21 protein-coding genes are annotated in these 24,297 nt (G+C 42.6%); 17 read left to right on the top strand and 4 right to left on the bottom strand.

Translation table 11 applies throughout. The annotated features are described in order from the left end of the window. Positions 1-41 precede the first annotated feature (41 nt). Entirely contained in the window at positions 42-623 is a 582-nt protein-coding gene (locus K4H96_RS10225; RefSeq protein ID WP_002908714.1) for a TMEM175 family protein, read from the top strand. 330 nt (positions 624-953) lie between these two features. Here K4H96_RS10225 and K4H96_RS10220 read toward each other — a convergent pair whose 3' ends face one another. Then, the gene (locus K4H96_RS10220; protein WP_227956496.1) at positions 954-2,090 is read right to left on the bottom strand and encodes a YcjF family protein; all 1,137 of its coding nucleotides are present in this window, start codon (positions 2,088-2,090) and stop codon (positions 954-956) included. Beyond that, a complete protein-coding gene (locus K4H96_RS10215; RefSeq protein WP_227956494.1) occupies positions 2,080-2,316 on the bottom strand; it encodes a hypothetical protein in 237 nt (78 codons plus the stop codon). The genes K4H96_RS10220 and K4H96_RS10215 overlap by 11 nt, the downstream gene beginning before the upstream one ends. Positions 2,317-2,779: 463 nt before the next feature. Between K4H96_RS10215 and K4H96_RS10210 the strand changes: the two genes are divergently transcribed. The 9 genes from K4H96_RS10210 to K4H96_RS10170 all read left to right on the top strand — a co-directional run bounded on the left by K4H96_RS10210 (position 2,780) and on the right by K4H96_RS10170 (position 13,711). Then, entirely contained in the window at positions 2,780-3,223 is a 444-nt protein-coding gene (locus tag K4H96_RS10210) for a hypothetical protein (protein WP_227956493.1), read from the top strand. A 47-nt stretch (positions 3,224-3,270) separates the two neighbouring features. Then, positions 3,271-3,714: a hypothetical protein gene (locus K4H96_RS10205; RefSeq protein WP_002908719.1), complete on the top strand. Its 444-nt coding sequence runs from the start codon at positions 3,271-3,273 to the stop codon at positions 3,712-3,714. 267 nt (positions 3,715-3,981) lie between these two features. Then, entirely contained in the window at positions 3,982-4,434 is a 453-nt protein-coding gene (locus K4H96_RS10200) for a hypothetical protein (protein WP_002908720.1), read from the top strand. After that, complete coding sequence (locus K4H96_RS10195) at positions 4,418-6,151, top strand: hypothetical protein (RefSeq protein WP_227956492.1); 1,734 nt, start codon at positions 4,418-4,420, stop codon at positions 6,149-6,151. The genes K4H96_RS10200 and K4H96_RS10195 overlap by 17 nt, the downstream gene beginning before the upstream one ends. A 38-nt stretch (positions 6,152-6,189) precedes the next feature. Then, entirely contained in the window at positions 6,190-6,471 is a 282-nt protein-coding gene (locus K4H96_RS10190) for a hypothetical protein (RefSeq protein ID WP_002908722.1), read from the top strand. A gap of 15 nt (positions 6,472-6,486) precedes the next feature. Next, complete coding sequence (locus K4H96_RS10185; RefSeq protein ID WP_002908723.1) at positions 6,487-6,816, top strand: hypothetical protein; 330 nt, start codon at positions 6,487-6,489, stop codon at positions 6,814-6,816. A 185-nt stretch (positions 6,817-7,001) separates the two neighbouring features. After that, positions 7,002-8,252, top strand: a complete 1,251-nt coding sequence (locus K4H96_RS10180; RefSeq protein WP_223337637.1) for a dicarboxylate/amino acid:cation symporter — start codon at positions 7,002-7,004, stop codon at positions 8,250-8,252. 14 nt (positions 8,253-8,266) lie between these two features. After that, entirely contained in the window at positions 8,267-9,205 is a 939-nt protein-coding gene (locus K4H96_RS10175; RefSeq protein ID WP_223337636.1) for an ATP-grasp domain-containing protein, read from the top strand. Between the two features lie 279 nt (positions 9,206-9,484). Then, positions 9,485-13,711: a GH32 C-terminal domain-containing protein gene (locus tag K4H96_RS10170; protein ID WP_223337635.1), complete on the top strand. Its 4,227-nt coding sequence runs from the start codon at positions 9,485-9,487 to the stop codon at positions 13,709-13,711. Between the two features lie 150 nt (positions 13,712-13,861). Here the strand turns inward: K4H96_RS10170 and K4H96_RS10165 are convergent, their stop codons facing one another. Next, the gene (locus tag K4H96_RS10165) at positions 13,862-14,698 is read right to left on the bottom strand and encodes a MerR family transcriptional regulator (protein ID WP_223337634.1); all 837 of its coding nucleotides are present in this window, start codon (positions 14,696-14,698) and stop codon (positions 13,862-13,864) included. A gap of 86 nt (positions 14,699-14,784) precedes the next feature. On the opposite strand from K4H96_RS10165, the gene K4H96_RS10160 reads away from it, so the two are divergent. Then, entirely contained in the window at positions 14,785-15,819 is a 1,035-nt protein-coding gene (locus K4H96_RS10160) for an NAD(P)H-dependent amine dehydrogenase family protein (protein WP_223337633.1), read from the top strand. Between the two features lie 58 nt (positions 15,820-15,877). Here K4H96_RS10160 and K4H96_RS10155 read toward each other — a convergent pair whose 3' ends face one another. Then, a complete protein-coding gene (locus K4H96_RS10155) occupies positions 15,878-18,976 on the bottom strand; it encodes an LPXTG-anchored zinc carboxypeptidase (protein ID WP_223337632.1) in 3,099 nt (1,032 codons plus the stop codon). 255 nt (positions 18,977-19,231) lie between these two features. Here K4H96_RS10155 and K4H96_RS10150 point away from each other — a divergent pair, with 255 nt between their 5' ends. From K4H96_RS10150 to K4H96_RS10125, 6 genes are all read left to right on the top strand, one after another. After that, a complete protein-coding gene (locus K4H96_RS10150) occupies positions 19,232-19,498 on the top strand; it encodes an ACT domain-containing protein (protein WP_223337631.1) in 267 nt (88 codons plus the stop codon). A 10-nt stretch (positions 19,499-19,508) separates the two neighbouring features. After that, positions 19,509-20,846 (top strand): PFL family protein, encoded by a 1,338-nt coding sequence (locus K4H96_RS10145; protein ID WP_223337630.1) that lies wholly within the window; start codon positions 19,509-19,511, stop codon positions 20,844-20,846. A 132-nt stretch (positions 20,847-20,978) separates the two neighbouring features. After that, a complete protein-coding gene (locus K4H96_RS10140) occupies positions 20,979-21,875 on the top strand; it encodes a hypothetical protein (protein ID WP_223337629.1) in 897 nt (298 codons plus the stop codon). Positions 21,876-22,011: 136 nt separating this feature from the next. Then, a complete protein-coding gene (locus K4H96_RS10135) occupies positions 22,012-22,713 on the top strand; it encodes a histidine phosphatase family protein (protein ID WP_223337628.1) in 702 nt (233 codons plus the stop codon). 99 nt (positions 22,714-22,812) lie between these two features. Next, positions 22,813-23,511: a histidine phosphatase family protein gene (locus K4H96_RS10130; protein WP_223337627.1), complete on the top strand. Its 699-nt coding sequence runs from the start codon at positions 22,813-22,815 to the stop codon at positions 23,509-23,511. Continuing rightward, complete coding sequence (locus K4H96_RS10125; protein WP_223337626.1) at positions 23,498-24,286, top strand: M15 family metallopeptidase; 789 nt, start codon at positions 23,498-23,500, stop codon at positions 24,284-24,286. Before K4H96_RS10130 ends, K4H96_RS10125 begins: the two co-directional genes overlap by 14 nt. The last annotated feature ends 11 nt before the right edge of the window (positions 24,287-24,297 follow it).

Here is a 24,297-nt window from a genome sequence, read left to right as displayed (position 1 = left end):
GATGAGATAGAATGCTACAAAATGAAAGGCGATGTAATCTGATGAAGAAAGATAGATTAATTGCATTGACAGATGCTGTTCTAGCAATTATTATGACCATTTTGATTTTAGAGTTAGAAAAACCAACGACACCAAGTCTTCAAGCTTTTTGGGATTTACGGCAAAATTTCTTTGCTTATTTTCTTTCCTTTTTCTGGTTGGGATCGTTATGGATGGCACTAAATACATTGTGGGAAAAGGTTGAGAAAATTTCCCCACAAATTGTTTGGTGGAATTTGTATCTTTTATTTTTTGTTTCATTTATGCCCTATGCTACTGGAATAGTTAGTAGTCATTTCATGAATCATACGGCACAGCTCTTTTATGGACTGATCGTTATTGTTTCAACGGTAGCAAACTGGTTTTTACATAAAGTAATTGATAAACCCAATATAGATCAGAAAGAATTACTTGAAGCTACCGCACAATATAGAAAGTTATTGATACCTGACCTAATAATTAAAGGAGTGGGATTGATTCTATCCTTAATTCTCTATCCTCCGATTATGATGTATAGTGTTTTAATTGCGGCATTTTACATCATAACTTTAAAAACACTATCTGAAAAAAGAGTGAATAACTAGAAAACGGTGACCAAAGTTAGGTGTATTATTTTAATGCTTACAGACCTAAACTATTCCCCTATTTATAATTTATTGATTCATATTTTATGAAATTAAAAAGTAGATATCGTTCTGAAAATCCTTGATATTACGCTGTTTTTAGTCCAACTGAAATCCATACTTTCCAAACCAGGTCTTAAGAAAGCTCGTAAAGCTAGTCAGTTCTCAAAACGTTAATCAATACGATTATATCAAACTTTACAGACATTCAAGAGTTTGCTCTTGGATGTCTTTTTTGATGTAAAAAGCAATTTAACCTAAAAATACACCAAGATTCAAAATCTTGGTGTATTATCTTTTTTTAGATAATTGTTCTCTAAAAAGTTTTGTCATTTGTTTTTGTCCAGCAGGAGTACCTAGTGCTTCTTTGCTTATTTCTCCTTTAAATATTTGTTCCATTAAAAACAGGTAAGCCTCGCCCAAAGCAGTTGTAATTAATCCAGCAGTGGTTCCAGAAATCGTTCCTCCAACTGCTGTTCCTACTCCTGGGATAAATTTGAGTATATTGGAGACAATTGTTTTTCCGAGGAATGTTGCTCCCCCAGACCCTAAAGTGGAGGATACAAAGGCGGTTAGAAAAGTTTTATTTATATCAAGGCCAAATATTACAGTAATGCCAGTAATCATGCTTATCTGGGTTGGAACAAGCATGAATGCATCTGCGAATGGAACCGGAGCGAAACCTTCGCCAAAACTTGCTGCTACTGCAGTCGCAATGACTGCCCTAGCATGTTTTTTTTTAGATTCCAGAGATACTTTTTGGATATTTTGGAGAGTATCTTGTAGCTGATTTGGCAATACCTCAGACATTACATCAATCAAAGTATCTAATCCAAAAGCTTTAGCGACATATTCCTCATCAAAATCCATATCTTGAGCTAAAATTGGCACAACTTTACAAACATCTAAGTTTTCCTGCTCAACATGAGCTTTCATTTCTAGTGCTTTCTTCTTAGGTACAGATTGAGTAAGGACAACAATGATAGGTACCTTAGACGTTTTATTCTTCTCAGAAAACTCTCTGAGCCATTCCACTTCCGAACTATCGAAAGTACGGTTTGAACCGACATTAATACAATACCAAATGCAGTGAATTACCTCATTGATATCATTAGAAGAGTAACCGTTGTTAATTAATTTGATCACTTCATCTTTGACACTCTCCTGTTGGGCATATGACAATTCAAAGCCAGGTGTATCATAGATAGCCAAAGGATATCCATTTTTTTCAATTTTGCGAATTTCTTGAGTCACCGGTCTGCCCAATCCAGTATCGGYAAAATTACCTCTAAACAAACTGTTGATTAGTGTGCTTTTACCGACGCCTGATTTCCCAATTACGATGATGTTTAATCTTTTTAAATTGTGAATTCTATCGTTAATAGCATTGAGACATTGTTGCKCAATATTGTCAGTATTAATTTGCATSTTCTTCTACCTTTTTATATTCAGATTTTTTAACCAATTTGTCTTTACTATCAAAATTTATTTTTCGACGATTAGTTATTTTTACTTGCTTTTTATACAAATAATTTGTAGTTTTTTTCAAAACTTTAGGCAGAATCACTGTAGAAGCTAAAATTAAAGCTCCGCTTCCTAGGATATATTTTACTTTAGAAGAATTTCTTTTTTTATTACCTTTTGTCTTTGACATAATATTTCTCACTAATATGATTTTTAAAATAATTATATCATATAAGAAATTAAAAGAGTCAATTTAATGATTTTGTTTATCTCTTTGTTTTAAAGTTTTTAGAACAACTTCTTTGATAGAAATTGAATTAATGTTAGCAGAGATCTATTAGTTGTAATGAAGAGGGGTCAAAGATATTGAAGATAGAAAAGTAGTTATGTGGCTTTCAGCTTTGTCTCACTCTCCAAGGTACAAGAAAAATAAACCACCTGCCTTGCGTGTGTGGTCCATAGACGTGTGGCTATGATTTGTAAAATAAGTCTAAGTAAATAGCATGCTAAGATTTAGTAATTTATAGATTTTTAAAAATTTATATAGTACACTATATGTGTAATATTAAGTTTTGAGTGACTGAAAAATTAGTATGGATGTTACCAGCTGTTTTAGAAAATTAGTGTGGTATCAAAAAATTTAAGGAGACGTTATGAAGAAACGAACGGAAATCATAATTGCAACAGTTTTTTCAATAGTAGCAATAGTAATGATTGGAGGATGTACCCTTACCCAAAAAGAAAGTAATAAAGAAAATCAGAAAGTTGCTTATTCAAAAAAGGCTATCAAAGATGATAAAGAAGCTATCAAGCAAAAACAGCTCGCTTATCTAAAAAATCATGAGCAAGAAATTATAGATTTGGTAAAAGCTCAAAGTCCAAAAATTGAATCAGTTCAGATTGATTGGGAAGAGACGCAATGGAGTGATGGCGGTCTTACAAATCCCGAGTATTATATTAATGTTTTTGGGCGTATCAATAATATTGAAGAATCGGGGTGGGGAGTGGATATACCGATTAATGATGATAAGTCAATTGAWATGGGGGGGATGTATATGATTCACGAACCTACGATAGGAGGTAGGATGATTGATTAATTAGAATTTAGATTCTGATAATTAATAAAGCATACTAAGGAGGAGCTATGAAGAAACGAACGAAAATCATAATTGCAACAATTACATCAATAGTGGCGCTCGTAAGTCTGGGAGGATGTGCCATGACTCAAAAAGAAAGTAATAAGCAAGATAAGAAAGTTGCTTCTTCAAAAAAGGATATTGCAGATGACAAGGAAGCTATCAAACAAAAACAACTCGCCTATCTCAAAGAACATGAGCAGGAAATAATCGATTTTGTGAAAGCCCAAAGTCCAAAAATTGAATCAGTTCAGATTGATTGGGAAGAGACGCAATGGAGTGATGGCGGTCTTACAAATCCCGAGTATTATATTAATGTTTTTGGGCGTATAAATAATATTGAAGAATCGGGTTGGGGAGTGGACATCCCAATTAATGATGATGAAAGTGTAAATCTTGAAGAAATGATTATGGGTGATTACATAAGTATCGGAGGTGAACCAATTACCTAATTAGAATTTGAAAGATTTTAATGATATATATGCTTCATTAGCGGTATCAACCTATAGGGATAGACCTAATCATTTTCCATATGAATAATTAGATTTGGAAAGCCGGATAGTACTTGATTCAGGTAAATTAATGTCATGAATACAGAACTGTTGGCCATTCAATAAGGCGACAGCCAAAAGATTAAAAAGAAAAGTTTAAACTTTCTTGGTGTTGCTAGACGAAAAAATTAGCGGTATAATATTAATAAAATAATACAAGGAGGCGCTATGGGGAAACGAACGAAAATCATAATTACAACAGTTGCATCAATAGTGGCACTAGTAAGTATAGGAGGATGCGCCATGACTCAAAAAGAAAGTAATAAACAAGATAAGGAAGTTACTTCTTCAAAAAAGGCTATCAAAGATGACGAGGAAATTATCAAGCAAAAACAGCTCGCTTATCTCAAAGATCATGAGCAAGAAATAATTGATTTTGTGAAGGCCCAGAGTCCAAAAGTCGAATCAGTTCAGATTGATTGGGATGGGGTTAGATGGAGTGAAGCGAGTAATGGTACTCCTCAAGGTGGGGGGGAAATGTTGCAAATTTATGGAGGCTTCAATAATGCTGACAGTTCAAGTTGGGGAATATTAATTCCAATAAATGATGATGGAACATTAAATATGGATGAGATGTTCCTTAGTAATCAATTAAGAATAAGAGGTGATCTTTTTGCCTAATTGGAATTTAAAAAGTTTTGATAATATATACGCTTCGTTAGCGGAATCAGCCTATAGAGATAGACCGAATGGATTTAGTTTTGAACAATTACTTCCTGAAGAACAAAAAATACTTAATTCTGGTAAGTCTTTAGTATTTGACTTCTCTAAAGATGCCAAAGATAAAAAAGGCCAAGTTACCCAAGGTGGTGGCACTGACCTCCCCAACCAAGGGAAGGTTTATCTTCAACCTGACAATGAAGGACTGCTTGAAGACAAAAAGACAGGCTACAATGCCTACTATGTCACTGATACAGATACGATTAACCAAAATACCAAACAGACCTATTTTGCCGTTCGTGGGAGTGATGGTTTCGGAATTGATATAGATGAGGCACAAAAGAACTGGGTTGAATACTTGCGGACATACAACCCTAGCGATTTCAACTTTCAAGATTGGGTATACAATGATGCGGCCTTTGCTTTGACAGACGCGATTATTCCTCAAGCCAAGCATGCTACTGAAGGCATGAAGGCAAAAATAGCTGAACTAAACCAATATGCAGCACCAGATGCCAAGATGGATATAACGGCTCATTCGTTGGGGACGATGACTTCGATACAGGGAGTTGCAGGACTTAATGAGGAAGAGTTGAGTAAGGTTGGCCATATTGTTCTTTTTGATGGTCCGGATCCTACTAAGAGTCTAGAAAAAGCAGGTTATGGCGATAAAATCCCACAATTAGATGCTAAAACAACTTATTATGTTAACCCTTTTGATCCTGTTAGTATGCTCAATCGTGATAAACCTTGGGATCAGCAATTTGGTGATGTCAGAGTGGTAGTTCCGATCGAATATACAAGTATGATGGATAAACACTCCTCCCATGACTTGSGCGCTTATCAGATAGATAGTAAGGGAAATCTCTTAGAGGTTTCTGAAGACTATCACCCTGAGTTGTGGAAAGCAGGTCATAAACTTGCGGACTTAAACAAAAAGAGCATTGAAAATATAAAAAGATATGTTCCAGAAAAAGTGATTGAAAAATTAGTAACCATGAGTCCAGAGGAGTTTAATAGATTAGCGGGACAACTACTAGATAGTATGAAAGAGGGAAGTCTATTAGGGATTAAAAAAAGTATAATTGAGATAAAAGATAAATTGGGGTTGAGCTGGGAAGAAGTACGGAATATTTTTAATAACAGAGATAAGCTCATAGACACATATGAAAATTATGAAAAGGAATATGCAAAAATCATCAAGGATGCAAAGAAGGAGTCTTTGGAATGGGATCGAGAGAATCTCGATCTTAAGAATCCGAATAATTTACACGAGAGAATCAAGCGTGCAGGTAGTTACGAAGATCGTATTTTGCTGAGGAGTCAGCTATTGTATACTGCTGTAGAATTGGCTGGTTCAGATATTGAACAAAAGATATCTGAAGTGAAAACTGCCTTAGCTGATGCCGAATCAAATCTTAAGGAATTTATCGACTCTAAGAGAAGTGCTATTGAGGCTCTAGGAAGTTTGTTGTCTGCTTCGGAGATAGAGGGGCTAATGTCAGAACTGTCCTTTGAAAACTTGTGGGATTCAGGGATTAACGAATTAAATATCACTCATTTAAAAGAATTTGAAACTAAGATAACTAATTTCTCTCAAAGTATGATTCAGTGTGCACAAAATCTTGAGCAAGTAGATGCTCAAGGTGCTGCAGATATTTTTGCAGCCTTCTCTTGATTGTACTGAAGTTTAAATGATAAAAGCAAAGGATAATTATGGCAGAGAAAACAAGTGAAAATATTGTAATAGAAATATTGAAGAATCAACAAAGAGTAGCTATAAAAGCGGCTGTTATAGCCTCTGTAGCAGCTGCCAAGGCCAAGAGAGAGGCGCTTCAACAAACATTAAATACCAAAGCACAAGAACTGCAAGATTATGCTAAAAATACATATAATACGAATATCACGGATGGGCTAGAAGGTCAAGCAGCAAATGCAGCTAAAGACTATCTATCGCAAATGCCAAAACCAGAATTAACAAGTCCAATCAAAAGTTAGTTTTAGGTGATAAAGATGAATGCAGAAATTTATAGACTGGATGAACAGTTTGATAAAAAGATGAGGGAATTAAAGAAAAAAGAGGAATATTTAGAAGACAATTTGTCTTATGTCCTTCATACGACAGAGCAATTAAAAGATGAAGTTTATCAAATAGCAAACGGAGAACTGCCTGTGGAGGCGTATCCCGATATTTTTCAAATGGATACTAATGCAGAGTTGTTTCGAAAAGATGTTCTTGAGCAAATCGATGATATCGGTGAGGAACGCTCAAAACTTCGTTGGGATTATGAGGAGCAATTAGATGCTCTCTATAAGAAAAAAGCTAAAAAGCAAAATAACTAAGCAAGTATTGGAGTTTTAGGAGATTAAATGTTTACAGACATTCAAGAATTTACTCTTGGATGTCTTTTTTTTCACTATTCAACTCCACCATAAAATTCTTCTATTACTTTCATAGAAAATATATATTAGCCAGATAGGGTTAATCATAGTAAAATAGCTATCAAAATAGACTAAAGGAGTTTGGAATGAAGTTAGTTTCTTTATGGTCAAAGGTTTCTCTGGGCTTACAACTCTTGATTGCTTTAATTTTGGGTGTTCTTGTTGCTCTTATCTGGCCGCAGTTTTCGGCTTTTTACCAGTTTTTGGGTCAAGCTTTTATCAGTTTGATTAATATGGTGATTATTCCGCTAGTCTTTCCGGTTGTAGTCGTAGCTGTGGCTGGTGTGATCGGCAAGAAATCTTTTGGGAAGCTCTTGTCAAAGAGTCTGCTCTATTTCTTTGGGGTCACGACGGCGATTACCTTTATTTTTGTCTTTGCAGCTTATTATCTAGGCTTTGGTCAGGGAGTCAATATCGGTCAGGCGGGAGCCAGCATTGACGGGATTGCCAAAAGTATTCAGTTGGATGAGTTTTTGCTTAGCTTCATTCCCTCTAATATTGTCAAGTCGCTTTCGGAAGGAGCTCTGCTTCCTATTATTGTTTTTGCTCTATTTTTAGGATTTGGGCTTGGAAGCCTCAAGGAAGAAAAGACTCAGAAAGCTGTTGAGCTGCTGCAGATTTGGATTGAGGCTACTTATAAAATTGTCGGTGTGATTGTGAAGCTGTCTCCGATTGGTATTTTTGGTTTTATTGCTAAGGATGTGGCTACGACAGGAGTTGACAAGTTGGTCGGTTTGGGGCAATTTGTAGCAGGGACTTATCTGGCTTATGCGGTGCTAGCTTTAGTGATTTTTCCTTTGATTGCTTTTGCTTTCAGAATTCCTTATCTAACAAGCTTGCAACGGATTTGGAGCCTTTTGACTTTGGCTTTTGTCTCTGGTAGTTCCAGTGTTGTCCTGCCACCTCTATTAAAAGATTTAAAGAAGCAGGGCTATGATGAGCATGTCATAGATTTGGTTGTGCCTTTGGGTTACACTTTTAATCTTGAGGGGGCTGCTGTGTATTTCTCTGTAGCAACTATTTTTATTGCGCATGCTTATGGGATTGCTTTTTCTGTATCAGGGCTTTTCTTTACTGTTTTGCTTTTGACTTTGATTGGTAAAACAGCTGCAACCGTGCCTTCAGGAGCGATTGTTGTCTTGCTGGCAGCTGCGCCTCAGCTAGGCCTGCCGGTAGAAGGCGTTGCCCTGATTTTTGCGGTTGATTTCTTTGTCAATGCTGGTCGCACTGCCCTCAATGTTCTAGGTCAGGTCTTGGCCGTCAGTGTTATTGAAAAGACGGAAGGCAATGTAGTAGAAGAATCGAAAAGCAACAAGCTAGCTGTTCGGTATTCATAATGGAGAGGAGACTTATGAGTCAAGCAAAAGTATACGTTATTCATGAAAATTTGGAGTGGACACAGCATTTGGTTAAGTGGCTGGAGGAAAAAGATGTGCCCTATGAACTTTGGGATTTGTCAAGTGGGATCCTAGATCTGCAGAGTCCGCCCCCAACAGGAATTTTCTACAATCGGATGTCTGCTTCTTCTCATACGCGTGGACACCGCTATGCACCTGAATTTACAGAGCAAGTTCTAACTTGGCTGGAAGCTCACGGTCGTAAAGTCATCAACGGCAGCGGGGCTATTAATTTAGAAATAAGTAAGATTAAACAATATTTGAAGCTTTCTGAAGTTGGGATTGCTTATCCGGATACAGTAGCCATTTTGGGACAGGAGAATATTCTTGAGGCAGCTAGAAAGCTTAATATTTATCCTCTGATTACCAAACATAATCGGGCTGGGAAAGGTTTGGGAGTGCAGCTCTTCAATAGTGAGGAAGAGTTGGAAGCCTATGTAGACAGTCCTGCTTTTGAACCTTCTGTGGATGGGATTACCCTGCTTCAGGCCTATATCAAACCTGCGGATGGTCGCATTCGTCGTTCGGAGTTTATTAACCAGAAGTTTCTTTATACTGTGTCCATTGATTCATCAGATGGCTTTCAGCTTTGTCCGGCAGATGGGTGTCAGATTGGGCAAAAGCCTGCTCAGTTGGAAACATCGGATAAGTTTCAAATCACGGAGCCACTGCCTGTTAGTCAAAGTCAGGCTTACGAGACATTTCTAGCTCAGGCTGGTATTGATGTGGCGGCTATTGAGTGGGTAGAGTCGGAGGCGGGTCAGATTTATGTCTATGATGTGAACACTAATACCAACTATAATCCGACAGCAGAAGAAAAAGCAGGAATTTTTGCTCATCAGCACTTGGCAGAATATCTAAAGAACGAGCTGGCAGCATCCTATTCAGAATAAATTTAAAACAAACAAAAGCTTTCCGTTTAGGAGGCTTTTTGTTTGTTCTTCGTTTTCTAAAATATGACATCTGTCATTTTGTTTTTATGACAAACGTTAGGTGAAGCGCTTACAAAAATTTGTTATATTTAAATTATTGAGATTGCTTCTTTTTTATAAGGGAGTTAGGTGTTAAACGAGGTGTTCATTTTGAACAAGAAAAGTTGAAAGGAGTGTGTTATGTAGAAGCAATTTGGTTGTGAGAAGTCTGATTTTGTTTTTAGAATATTGAGGTGTATCATGAAAAATCATCAGGAAAAAGTGTGTAAAAATTGGTTTATGAGAAAAAGCGGCAAGCGTTGGGTGTTTGGGTGTGCTCTGCTGGCTTTTGGAGCTTTCTTGTTAGATGGCGGTGGAGTGGTTTATGCAGATGAGGATAAGGCTAATCCAGCTCCTACTCAGGTCTTGCAGACTGACTTATCAGCTGTCTCGGAGCCTGAGAGCGGGCAAACAGCTGCTCCTACAAGGAATGCCGATAAGACAGAGAATCTTGTAGCTGGGGAGACTGCTCCAACTGCAGCGACGGAAGCGGATGGTCAGGATGCAGCAGTAGAGTCAGCCAACCAAAAGGCTGATAAGGATAATCAAGTCACAGCAAACGCTAAAGAGACCAAACAGGAAGAAGACGAACAGCCAGCAGCGAAGGAAGTTGCTTCGGAAAAACTCCCTGCCGCAGAGACTGTAGATAAGCAGTCAGGCTTCAATACTAATTTGGCAGCAGCCAAGGGAGACAAAAATGGAGTTTGGGAAGTCCGGGAGCAAGGACTTTATAGTGATGCCAGAGGCAAAGGTGATAGTTTCCTTTACTCTCAAAGTCAGGGCAAGGATTTTGTTTACTCAACGGATGTAACTTTTCTCAGTAAGGAAGGGGCAGCAGCCCTCATTTTCCGCAGTAATAATAATCCGGATGACAAGAGCAGCTATGCAGTTAATATTGATGGTGGTAGCAACAATGTGAAGTTTTGGCGTTGGCAAGGCGGGCGTGACTATCAGTTTATCAATGAAAAACATATCGAGCCTACGGAGGATAACAAATATCGGCTCAAGGTCGTTTCAATTGGCTCTTGGGTATCCTACTATGTCAATGATATCCTAGTGGCCAGCTCAGGAGATTACACGCTTCAGAGAGATGATAAGGGGCAGAATACTTATCTGTCAGAAGGTTATTTTGGCTTACTAAACTGGAACAGCGAGCTGCTTTTTCAAAATACCTTTTATAAAGAAATCACTCCTCAGTCTAATCCCGAGTTGGAGGATATAAGGGTGACTTCTTCGGTTGGGAAAGTGGAACAGAAAGGTCAGTTCACTGCCCCTATTACCATCCAGTATGTCAAGCATGATGCTGAGACTGTAGACTTGACTGTCGTAGCGAAAAATCCTGCTGCTAATGTAAGCGTGACTGATGCTGCAGGTAGGGTTTATAGTGATTTGAAGAATATCCCGCTGGCAGTGGGGGCAAACTATCTGACTGTGACCAGTACTGTGACGGATGCGGATGGGCAGGAGGTCAGCCTGACTTACCGGCTCAATGTCCATCGTCGGCAGGCAGATGGGGTATACTACAATGAGCTTTATCGCGGTCAGTACCACTATTCGGTCAAGGACGGTTGGGCCAATGATCCCAACGGGCTGGTTTATTATAAGGGAGTCTATCATTTCTTCTATCAGTTTTATGACGATACCAAGTGGGGGCCTATGCACTGGGGCCATGCGACCAGCAAGGATTTGATTCATTGGGAAGAACAGCCGATTGCCTTTTATCCGGATGCTAATGGGGCTATGTTCTCAGGCTCTATCGTAGCAGATACCACTAATTCCTCTGGTTTGTTTGACAATGACCAGGGCGGTTTAGTCGCACTGATTACTGCCGACGGAAACGGTCAGCGCATCAAGTTAGCCTACAGTAAGGATGAGGGCCGGACTTGGACGAAGCTTGATCAAATTGCAGCTGACTGGACGGATGATCCACTGCAGTCTCAAGATTTTCGTGACCCCAAGGTCTTCCGTTGGGAGGGTAAATGGTTTATGGTTGTCGCAGGCGGACCGCTGAGAATTTATTCGTCTGATAATCTGCGTAATTGGAAGGTGGAGTCGACTTATGCGGATCTCCATACGGAGTGTCCAGATCTCTATCCTCTACTGGCAGATGATGGTAGCCTAAAATGGGTCCTGTCTCGTGGCGGGCGCTCCTATAAGGTCGGTGATTTTAGACAGGTGGAGGGCAAGTGGACCTTCGTCCCAGATGCTGAATTTGCTCAAGCTGATCAGGTCATGAACTTTGGTAAAGACTCTTATGCAGCCATGACTTACTACGTTCAGGACTTTGGCAGCAAGGCTAATCCAACCCTACCCGACATTATCGAGTCTAACTGGATGAATACCTGGGAGGACTACTGTAATCTGGTAGCCGATACCGTCGGTCAGAAGTTCAACGGAACCTTCAATCTTAACCTCAAACTAGGCCTTATCAAGCAAGACGACAGCTATCGGCTGACTCAGACGCCAATTGCAGCTTATCAGTCTCTGCGTCAGGAAGACAAGGCTGTATTGTATAAAGACGTAGAAGTTAGTGAGAAGAATGAGCTTTTGAAAGATTTTTCCGGTGATCAGTATGAAATTGTCTCTACTTTCCGTCCGAGTGAAACGACCAAGAAAGTCGGTTTTAACCTGCGGGTTGGAGATGGAGAAGTGACTAGAGTTACCTATGATTTAGAAAAGGAAACTCTCTCTATTGACCGCAGCCGGTCCGGCATTCTTCTCAGTAATAAATTTGCTCAGGTGGATAGTCAGTCCGTCAAGCGCAATGCGGATGGCAGTATAGATCTGCATCTCTATGTAGATCGCTCCAGCCTAGAAGTCTTTGCCAAAGGGTATACTGTAGCGGGTGCTAATCAGATTTTCCCTGCGCCAAATAGTCTTGCGGCTAGTGTGTTTGTAGAAGGTGGTGCTGCTAAGGCTGACATTGCTCTTTATCCGCTGAAGGGCATCTGGAAAGACAAACAGACAGTGACCAAACCACTGGAACTAGTGCAGGCTTCTCCTGTAACAAATAATATTTATGTCGGTGATAGTTTAGATTTGAAAGCTTATGTCATGCCAGCAAGTGTCTCTCAAGCGGTCAGCTGGAGTGTGGATCAGCCAGACCTAGTCTCTGTCACGGAAGATGGCAATAAGCTGCGAGTGACTGCTCTGCAAAGGGGTGTGGTCAAGGTAAGGGCGACCTCTAAGGAAAATCCAAGCCTTTCCAAGGTCTTCACCATCAATATCAGCCGTAATGACTTTAAGACCAATGTTCCAGATCTAAAAGCTGTTTCCGGTAAGTGGTATGTTGACGGTGAAAGCCTCTATAATCAGAATACCAGTGCCAATGATTATTATATGGGAGGTCAGAAGATTCCTTTCCCTGAGTATAACTTGGATGTGGATCTCAAGTATCAAAAAGGCTTGATTAACATCTTCTATGCGTCTGAAAATGTTGATCCTCGCAATGCTTATTCTATTCAATTTGGCGATAATGATAAGATTCGACTTTACCGCTTTATGGGAGAGACGATTGCAGAAAGTAGCATGAATGGCAAGCATCTTAATGACGGCCAGTTCCACCATGTTAAGCTAGTGAAAACTAAAAATGGTGTCAGTGTATCTGTGGACGGTGTAGAATACCTGAACCACCAATTTGATACGGTTGAGCCTTATTATAATGATGCCTACGTTGGTTTGGGACTCTGGGATGGAGACTTGGAAGCGCGCAATTTCTTTGTGACCAATCTCCATGAACCAGCAGTTAATAAGGCTTCTCTGCAGAAAGTGGTAGACAGTACGGCTAGTCTAGATCCAAGCCTCTACACAGATGAGACAGTTCAGGCTTACCAGTCAGCCTTGGCTCGAGCTCAGTCTCTCTTGGCAGATGAAAAAGCGGAGCAGGCGGATTTAGATAGAGCAGAGCAGGATCTGAAGACAGCTCTTGCTGCTCTGGCTGTGAAACCAAGTCATCAGGTCACTCCAGAAGAAGGGATAAAGGACCTAGTGGAAGAAAAACCTTTCTTAGAAGTCATAATGGAAGAGATTGCATATCAGACCCGAGAACAGGAAAATCCAGAACTGGAACAAGGGCAGCGGAGGATACTTGTAGCTGGCCAAAAAGGTCAAAAGCGAGTCTTTGTAGAAGTCTTGAACGGTCAGCGAACCGTCCTCGGTCAGGAAGTGTTCTCTCTAGCAGTTGACGAACTAGTAGAAGTTGGCAGCAAGGTGGTGGCTGAAAGTGCTAAACAGCCTTTGACAAGGACCCAACCTCAAGCTCTGAAGCAAGGTGAGGAAGGAAAAGTTATTTCGTCGCCAAGATTGCAGCCAGCTCCCGACTCAGCTCTGCCTAAGACTGGCACTCAAGAAGATAAGTTTCTGCCTCTGGCTGGTTTAGCTTTTCTGGGAATGGGTCTTCTAGCTGGAAGAAAGAAGCAAGAAGACTAAGATGCTAAGCAATGGTTATTTGCACATAAAAAGGATGGGTGTTTTCCCGTCCTTTTTTTATATAATTACGGCTTGTGAAGTGATTCGTTTTTGGCTGAGCTTGCTCCAGTATCTGGCAAGAAATTCCGCTACATCCTCTTTCCTCCTTTTTTAATCCTCTATCTGAACTTGCATTCGGATGAACATATCGCGGTGCTGCTCCTGGAGTTGTGGCTGTTCATGAATCACCTCGCAGATATAATCGCCCACAGGAGTATATCCAGCTTGGGTCAGAGCTTGGTAAAAATGCGGCAGAGCTTTAAGTTCATCTGCAAAGGAAGAGCAGTAAGTAACTGCATAATTTCCTGCCGGCAGCAATATTCGATTTAAGTGAGGGAGTTCATTGGGAGTATGATGGAAGAGACAGAGTTGTTTGGAAATCCATCTTTCTTTTTGGAAATCTTCTTGTTTCATAATGGAGCCAACACGGCTGAAATGAGTGAAAAAAGGACTGTAACGCAGGATTTCTTGCTTGAAGCAGCGGAGAGCAAGTTCGTATTCCTCGCTTTTCATTTGATAAATATTTTGATTAATTTCAAAAGTAAGCAGCTGCCGTTCAGGGAAAGTTAGGATTTCCAGTTCTTGCTCGCTCTGTTTTTCGCCATAGATACGGGCACCAGACCGAAAGATTTCGATTTCTTGGATTTGTTTTTCTAAATTCACTTTTTCCTCTAGAAGGCGCTGATAGCGCTCCTCGATAAGCTGGTGCAGTTGAAAATGGTCTTTGTCAGATAGGATTTCTTTGATGTCTTCAAGAGAAAAATTTAGTTGACGCAGGTACTGAATGGAGTCAACCAGAGAAGATTGATTGATGTGGTAGTAGCGATAGTTGGTTTCTGGATCGACTTTATAGGGTTTTAAAAGACCGATTTGGTCATAGAATCGTAGAGTTTGGATGGAAATCTGATTTATTTGGGAAAATTCTCCGATACGCAAAATTTTTTTCATTTTTTAAAACCCTCTATTGACTCTCTAGTTGCTAGAGATATTATACTATAATTGTGAAAATAATAACAATTAATGGAGGGTTTGCCATGAGAAATACAAAAATTCGTGCTGTCCAATATGGCTGCGGCAAGATGTCTAAAGTGATTTTCAAGTATCTGCTGGATCACGGTGTAGAAATTGTCGGAGCTATTGATAACAATCCTGCTGTAGTAGGTCAGGATGTTGGCGATTTTGCAGAGCTAGGCTATAAGACTGGTGTCCTGATTTCTGATAATGCTGAACGTGTCTTTGGAGAGTGTGACGCAGATATTGCCATTGTTACTATTGCTTCCTATATGCCGGAAATGTATGACTTTTTTGAAACAGCTATCAAGCATGGGGTGAATATCATCACGACCTGCGAGGAAGCCATTTATCCTTGGACGACCTCGCCGTCTGAAACAAACCGCTTGGACAAGCTGGCTAAAAAATATGGTGTCACTATCATGGGCTCCGGCATGCAGGATATTTACTGGATTAATATGCCTTGCTTGGCTATGTCTGGCCTTAATCGCATTCAAAAGGTGAAAGGGATTGTCAGCTATAATGTGGAAGATTATGGTCTGGCTTTAGCAGAAGCGCATGGTGCTGGTTACGCTCCAGACCGGTTTGAAAAGGAAATTGCCAGTGCTGAGAGTCTGCCGTCCTATATGTGGAATGCTGCTGAAGCTATCTGCTCTAAGATGAACTGGACCATTCAGGATATTTCGCAAAAGAGCGTGCCTTACATTTTGGATGAAGATGTTTATTCTGAAACGCTGGGACGCACAGTCCCGGCGGGGCAAGTAACGGGTATGTCAGCTGTGACGACCATTCATACCCATCAAGGAATCGAGTTGGAAGTAGAATGTATCGGTAAGGTCTATCGTGAAAATGACGGGGATATGTGTGATTGGGAAATTACTGGTGAGCCAAATCTAGTCTTCTCAGTCAGCAAGCCTGATACCGTAGCCTTGACCTGTGCCACTATCGTCAATCGAATCCCTTCTGTGTTAGATGCACCGGCAGGTTATGTAACTTCAGAGTTGGCGCGTGACTTGGCCTATCCAACCTATCCTCTTCATACCTATGTGGAAAAATAGCAGAGCTTATAACTAAAAATACACCTCCCGCATCAATTGGGAGGTGTATTTTTAAGTATTAGTCTTCCTTTTTCTTTAAGAGGAAGAGTCCAGCTGCTCCTGCAACCAGAAGTCCAGCTAGAGCGAAGCTGGCAGGTTTTTCTTGGCTGCCGGTCTGCGGAAGGGTCTGACTCTTGTAGGTCAGGACTACCGTTTGAGCCGGCGGATTGACAGTGGCAGGCTTCCAGTCAAGGACAGTCTGACTTGGAGCTTGATAGGTTGGATCAGGTGTCGCAGGACTTGGGAGGTCAGTCAGCTCGGCCAACTGGCTGCCAAAGATAGCATTGGAAATCCAGCGGTAGAAATGAACAGGGTGAAGGCGGTTAGTCGGATTGCCGGCGTAGACAAAGAGAGGCTTCTCGTTATAGGTACCAGCAATGGCTACGACTTTGTTGGCTAGCTGCTCATTGCCAGGCCACCAGCCAGCGATATAGAAGTCGCTGCCAGCAATGCTGGCAAGAGTCCTAAAGTTGGCAGGAATCTTAGCAATCCAGTTACCAGAGTTGGAGTAAAAGAGTCCATCCTTCTTGTAGCCGCTGGTCAGCGGGTCTTGGTCTTGTATAACGGCCTTCATCAGTCCTTCATAGTCACTGCCGTTCTTGAAGCGCTCAGCGTCAAATCCATCTAGGATTCCTAGTTTTTCCAAGTGCTGCATAGCAGAGCCTCCGACGACGATGGTTGGCTTAAGTCCGACAAGAGACTTGTCATAGTCGTTGCTTTCAAGGACGATGACGTCCGCTTCTTCTGGGCTGTCAACGATTTCAAAGCCCATATTTTTCAGAGCCAAAGCAGTGTGAGCGGGTGAGTCCACACCTGCCCAGTAAAACTGATGTGGCGGTGCGTAGACCTTGAGAGGTTTCAGAGTCGGCCCCTGTGGAATCTTATAGAGGGCATCACCGTAAATAGCATAACGATCTAAAAGGCTAGTAAAGGTCGGTGTATCAACGATGTAGCCGTCATCTGTCAGGTAGACTTTCTTACCTTCAGCAAGAGCTTGATTGACAGCCTTGACCGCGCTCTCAGACGTATTGGCAATGACGTAATAAGGCGCTTTATGATCAACCTGACTGGTCCGAGCAGCACGGAGGGCTGTCACGTCGCCTAGCTTGCCTTCAAAGAGCTTATCACCAAAAACTGGCTGGGCTTTGAAGCCTTTCATATCAGGGAAATTGACGACCAATTCCGCATACATGGCAGCCCACTTGGATTCATTTGAGCCTTTGTAGAGGACATGGTTGGCATAGCCACGCTTAGCCTGCGCCATATCGACAACCAAATCGCCTTTTTTATAGTTGCCGCTGTCTTCCTTGAGTTCTTTGACCAGGACACCGTTGCGCTTGAAATAGTCAATCATATTAAAGGCTTCTTGGGTATCGTTGTCCTTGTCTACTCCCATTGGGATGACATAGTAGTCTGGGAAGAATTTTTCCTGGCCTTTTTTAATCCGGCCTACGACCTGACCATCTGGCCCGACGAGTTCATTTTCTGCCTTAGGATCTTCGACTTTATCGATACCGCGCAGGTAGAAGTTGAGACGCATCTCCATGAGCCTGTCGGGGTTCTGAGACAGATAGTCAAGGCCTCCTAAAACTGCATAATATCCAGCCTTGTAGGACTCTTGATTGCCCTCCGGAATTTCGATGGTATGTCCCAGGATCCCATGGTACATAGAATAAACCGCTGTGTAGCCGGAGAAGGAATCGTCCCATCCGTCTCCCCAGTCCAGTTTTGGAATGATGTATTTGTCGTAGCCAGAGTTGGCAACGCCGGCCCGTCCCATATGATGGGCATTGTCCAGCATGAGGTCAGCTAAAAGGTCATATTCAAAGTTAGGATCGTGAGGCGGGGTTGCCGGCTCAATCAGGAATTCCTTGACAAATCCGTGGATATCATAGAGGGCGATTGGATTCCATTTGTTAATCAATCCAGCAACGGTACGGGTTTCAGGATTGGCTTGGTAGCCAGTATCACGGTTAGGGTCAAGTCCATTGGCCAGAGCCCGAGTGTTGAGGACATCGCCGTCAGGGTTTTCCGTAAAGTCAAAGAGGAAGATAAACTTCTTCAGTAGATCTTGGATTTTGAGAGTGACAAGTTTTTCAGAACCATCGGCAGCGGTTGTTTTGAAGCTGACTTGGTCTTTGGTGGCAAAGGTCTTAAAGAGACCTGTGATAATATCAATAGCAGGCTGTTCATCGGCGTGAGTGTTGTTAATGAGCACAGGCAGTTTATAGTCTAGGTTGCCATTTTTGAGAGCTGCCAGCATTTCTGCTGGTTTGGTCAAGGCCTGTGGATTAGTTGTGCTGAGGTAGTCGTCAATGCTCTTTTGGTCAGAACTGATGATACCCAGCTTGATATCGCGGCCCTGAGCACTCTTTCCGATATTCTCAATCTGTACCAAGCGATCAGTCTTGGCATCCTGTCTGCTCTTTTCGATGGATGCCAGCATCTCCTCATGGCTGTGGAAGTCTTCATAAGGGCGCAAGACGATATTTTTGCGAATAGTCAGGCTCAGGTCCTGGCTCGTACCGACCAGTTCATGGTTGTCAATGAAGTTTCGATAGGTCCGGCGAATATTATGGGGAGAGCGCAGGCTGAGATCGTCTCCGAAAAGCTTTTGAAACTGCAGATTCAGATGAAGATCGTTCCCGTCAGCCTTTTCCTCAATTGTGACAAAGGGTTGGCCGGTAAAGGTGCCGCTGTCCATATTCCAGGTTTTCCAGTCGGCTATTGGTTTATTGTCCAGAGTCCAGGTCAGTTTGCCCGCCTGAGAAGCCTGTCCTTGGACGGTTTCCTTGAACTCTGCAGGCTCGGACATATAAACGGTACTGTCGGCCAGCTGGGTCTTGGCTTCCTCAGAAGCAACTGCTCTTGTTTGAGCTGCTGCAGAGACAGCTGGATTGTCCGCTGCAGGAGCAGGAGTCTGTTCTTTTTCTCCTGTCTGATTTGGAGCAGCTTCTGTCGCAGGAGTTACAGCCTCTACCTGATTGGTGGCTGGCTGTGAGTCGGTGCTATTCTGCTGGTCAGCTGCGGCCTTGCCCTGAGCTAAGACAGCCATCAATACAGCGGCTGATAAACTCAAAGCCTGAGTATAGAGACGCTTCTTGTATGAATCGTTCATTAGGAAATCTCCTTTGTGTAAAATATTCTATATTTAGTATAACAAATATAGAAAGCGCTTTCAAATGAAAATAGAAAAAACATACAAAGTTGCCCAAAATGGTCTCTCAGATGAATTGCTGAGCGTAGGAGAATTTTCCTTGTTTCAAGTGCTATTTGCAATATCCGAACCTTCTGCCTTTATTTTCTGAAATAGTATACAAAATCCTCGAATTTATGCTACAATGAGACAAACTAAAAATGATTGGAGCCAAGCATGAAAGCAATTATTACCGTTATCGGAAAAGATAAAACAGGGATTGTAGCCGGAGTTTCCACTAAGATTGCGGAGTTGGGGCTGAATATTGACGATATTTCCCAAACCGTTTTGGAGGAATATTTTACCATGATGGCCTTGGTCTCAAGCGATGAAAAGCAAGATTTTACGGACCTTCGCAATGAGTTTGAAGCTTTCGGCCAAGAGCTCAACGTTAAAATCAATATTCAAAGCGCAGCCATTTTTGATGCCATGTACAATATCTAAGGAGTGAAGGATGGATATTAGACAAGTAACAGAAACCATTGCCATGATTGAGGAGCAGAATTTTGATATTCGGACCATCACCATGGGCATTTCACTCTTGGACTGTATCGACACAGATATTGATCGGGCGGCGGAGAAGATTTACCAAAAAATCACGACTAAAGCCAAAGACCTAGTGGCAGTTGGGGATGAAATTTCTGCTGAGCTGGGAATTCCCATCGTCAATAAGCGGGTCTCAGTGACTCCGATTTCTCTGATTGGGGCAGCGACAGATGCGACGGATTATCTACCCTTAGCCAAGGCTTTAGATAAGGCGGCTAAAGAGATCGGTGTTGACTTTATCGGTGGCTTCTCAGCTTTGGTCCAAAAGGGCTATCAAAAAGGCGATGAAATTCTTATTAATTCTATTCCACGTGCTTTGGCTGAGACGGACAAGGTCTGCTCCTCTGTCAATATCGGCTCGACTAAGACCGGTATCAATATGACGGCAGTTGCGGATATGGGGCGGATTATCAAGGAAACGGCCCAGCTTTCTGACATGGGTGCGGCCAAGCTAGTCGTCTTTGCCAATGCGGTAGAGGACAATCCTTTCATGGCAGGCGCCTTCCATGGTGTTGGTGAAGCAGATGTGGTCATCAATGTTGGTGTTTCTGGGCCAGGTGTTGTCAAGCGAGCCTTGGAAAAGGTACGTGGTGAGAGCTTTGACGTGGTCGCGGAAACGGTCAAGAAAACGGCCTTCAAAATCACCCGTATCGGCCAGTTGGTCGGTCAGATGGCCAGCGAGCGTCTGGGCGTCAAGTTCGGGATTGTTGACTTGAGTCTGGCTCCAACGCCGGCAGTCGGGGACTCGGTAGCCCGTGTCTTGGAAGAAATGGGTTTGGAAACAGTCGGCACTCATGGCACGACAGCAGCCCTTGCCCTACTCAATGACCAAGTCAAAAAAGGTGGTGTCATGGCCTGCAATCAAGTGGGTGGTCTATCTGGTGCTTTCATTCCTGTGTCGGAAGACGAGGGCATGATTGCGGCTGTCCAAAATGGCTCGCTCAATCTAGAAAAGTTAGAAGCTATGACAGCTATCTGCTCGGTAGGTTTGGATATGATTGCCATTCCAGAAGCGACACCGGCTGAAACCATCGCGGCCATGATCGCGGATGAAGCAGCGATTGGCGTTATTAACCAAAAGACGACAGCTGTGCGGATTATTCCAAAGGGCAAGGAAGGTGATATGATTGAATTTGGCGGGCTCTTGGGAACAGCTCCGGTCATGAAGGTCAATCAAGCTTCGTCAGCTGCCTTTATCGCGCGGGGCGGTCAAATTCCAGCGCCTATTCACAGCTTTAAAAACTAAAAAGCTAGATTTGAAACAGCTTTTAAGAAAGCATCATAAAGGACAGCTATTCAGTTTCCGATTAGGAGTTTGCGGGATTGAATCTAGCTGGATGCTTGAAAGATAGAGGATTATAAGGAGATTGTTTAGGTTATGAATAAAAGAGAGCTAGCTGAGCTGGCCCTTGATTTAGGTTTGGATTTCGATAAGGAGAGTGGCATTATATATGGCCGTAGAAGGGATTATGCTTTTTATCTAGAGACCATAACAGATGGCGACGAATTTGCGATTTTCTTTTCAGTCAGATGTGAGCAGGGTTATATTGGTCGAGATACCTTGGAAGCTCTGATCAACGATTCCGAGGTCTTGATTGATTTTGAGAGAGCTGGCTATAGCCTAGCCTGTCAGATTTTGGCTGATCAAGACCGAGACTTGCTGCCGGATATTTTGGAGGAGGCTATCGAAGACTGCACCCGCTACTTTGAGGAGCAAGGGCTGGTTAGCGCCTGTGAGAAAACCGGTGAAACCGGAGATGTAGACTTGTATCAGTTCAAAGGAGACTGGCTCTTTCTCACGCCATCTAGCTATGAGCGGATGATTTCCATCTCACAGGATAAGGTGACAAAGCGCTCCCTTCCTCATCAAAGTCCGCAGAAAATACATTATTTTCTGGGGGTTGTCGGGGCTTTCTTGACTAGCTTGCTTGGTGCATGCCTTGTCTTCTTCCTGACAGGTGCATCCTTGGCTATGGGCTTCATATCAGCTTTTACACTGCTATTTAGCATTGCTTGCTATGAAAAGTTTGTCAAAGGGATTTCTGTTTTAGGAATTGTGGCAAGTTTCTTTTTTACTTTAACGATGAGCTTTTTAGCTGTTCAAATCGGTTATGCTAATTCTTTTTACCAAGGGGAAGGCAATATTTTGCAAGCCGTTATCGCTATTAATAAAGCTGCTTTATCCGGACAGTTTGGTCTTAATTATTGGCTCCATTATCCGTTCATTGTTCTTGGATGTGTCAGTGCCGTCAAAGTTCATATTAAGTCTCTATAGTTGATTAGATGCTGACTCCACGGTGAGCCGCTGTCTATCATGATGAGGAAGCGAGTTTCTCCTCTTCTCTATCTAAAAGAAGCCAAAGGCCTTTTTCAAAATTTACTATAACAAACAAAAATAAAAGAGGTGAAGTATGTCAAAAACAAGACTCTATGTTATCCGTCATGGCAAGACCATGTTCAATACTATTGGCCGGGCTCAGGGCTGGTCTGATACCCCGCTGACTGCCGAAGGCGAGCGAGGTATTCGTGAGCTAGGCATCGGATTGCGAGAGTCGGGTTTGCCTTTTGTCAAGGCTTTTTCCAGTGATAGTGGCCGGACCATTCAGACCATGGGGATTATCCTAGAGGAGCTGGGCCTGACTGGCCAGATTCCCTATCGCTATGACAAGCGCATCCGGGAGTGGTGTTTCGGCAGTTTTGATGGTGCTTATGGCGGTGAGCTCTTTCATGGCGTTATCCCACGAGTTCTTAAGACGGATAATTACAAAGAACTCAGTTGGCCCGATTTGGCGAATGGCCTGGTAGAAGTGGATACGGCTGGTTGGGCTGAGCCTTGGGACAAGCTTAGTGGTCGAATTTTAGAAGGATTTGAAGCCATTGCTAGAGAGGTGGAGTCCTCAGGCGGTGGCAATGCTCTGGTTGTCAGTCACAGCATGACCATTGGTACTTTGGCTTATCTGGTTGATGAAAATATCAAGAAAAATCCTAATGTCGATAATGGCAGTGTCACAGTGCTGGAGTATGAAAATGGTCGCTTCAGCATTCAAGCGCTGGGTGATGTGTCTTACCGTCAGGTCGGCGCAGCCATATTGGACCGAGAAAATCAAGAATGAGCAGGAGTTTTGAGACTCCTGCTTTTTGCTTTGAAAGCCAGATGGCGCCAATTTCTTCATAAAATGGTATAATATGAAAAGAATAACGGAGGAAATGAAATGGCAAAAACAAGATTATACTTGGTTCGTCATGGCAAAACCATGTTTAATACTATCGGCCGGGCTCAAGGCTGGTCTGATACCCCTTTGACTGAAGTCGGGGAACGTGGCATTCATGAGTTGGGCATTGGCCTGAGAGAAGCTGAGCTTGATTTCAAATTGGCCCGTTCTAGTGACAGCGGCCGGACTATTCAGACCATGGGCATTATTCTAGAGGAGCTGGGTCTGACTGGTCAGATTCCTTATACCTTTGACAAACGGATTCGCGAATGGTGCTTTGGCAGTTTTGATGGTGGTTATGATGGGGAACTCTTTATGGGTGTGATGCCCCGGGTTTTCAATATTGAGCACGTTCATCAGCTCAGCTATGCTGAGCTGGCAGAAGGACTTGTAGAAGTCGATACAGCGGGCTGGGCGGAAAACTGGGAAAAGCTCAGCGGCCGAATCTGGGAAGGTTTTTCAGCCGTAGCTGAGGAGCTGGAAGCTGCTGGCGGCGGCAATGCTCTTGTAGTCAGCCACGGCATGACCATCGGAACCTTTGTCTATCTAATCAATCGAACTCGGCCTCATGGTTTGGACAATGGCAGTGTGACGGTTGTAGACTATGAAGACGGTAAATTCACAGTAGCTTGCGTCGGAGACATGTCTTATCGAGAGGCCGGTGCCAAAGTAATGGAGGAAGAAGTTGAAGCGCGCTAAACATCGCAAAGAAAAGAGAAAATCGAAGTCTAAGAAGATTGGGTTGATACTTTTGTTGTTAATCGTCTTGTGTCTAGCAGCTGGAGGAACGGCAATTTATTTCCGTCCGTCCTTGTTACAAGATCTGCTTGCAAAGATTCAGTTTTCGGGTTCGTCTAGTAGTTCTGCTACGAAAGGCTCTTCTGGCTCAGAGAGCTCGCAGTCTGATTTGCCCAAGGTTTCTTCTACTGACTGGAATTTGATATTGGTCAATCGTGACAACCAGCAAGAAGAAAAAACACCTAATCTGACTCAGATCGGAGAGGTCCAGGTCGACAGCCGCATTGCTGAAAATACTCGGCAATTCCTAGCAGCAGCCCAGGCGATAGCTCCTGAAGAAACTCTAATCTCTGGCTATCGCAGCCGAGCTGAGCAGGAGGAACTCTATAACGAAAAAGTTGCTGGGGAAGTCGCCAAAGGTTTGTCAAATGAAGAAGCAGTCAGCATCGTGCTGAAGCAGGTTCAACTTCCAGGAGCCAGTGAGCATCAAACGGGCTTGGCTATTGATATGAGTGCTCCAGAAGGCCAGGAGGATGAATTGGCAGCCAAAATTGCCCAACTAGCTCCGCAGTATGGCTTTGTCCTTCGCTATCCAGATGGCAAGAGCGACATTACCGGAGTTGACTTTGAGAACTGGCATTACCGCTATGTCGGTGTGGAGAATGCCCAGTATATGCAGAAGCATAATCTGGTTCTGGAAGAATACATCGCCCTGCTTAAGGCAGCAGGAAAATAAACAAGTAAGTC

This window comes from Streptococcus sanguinis (assembly GCF_020729765.1).
Lineage (GTDB): Bacteria > Bacillota > Bacilli > Lactobacillales > Streptococcaceae > Streptococcus > Streptococcus sanguinis_Q.
The sequence above is the reverse complement of the archived record's forward strand: the minus strand, read 5'-3'. Positions and strand labels throughout refer to the sequence as shown.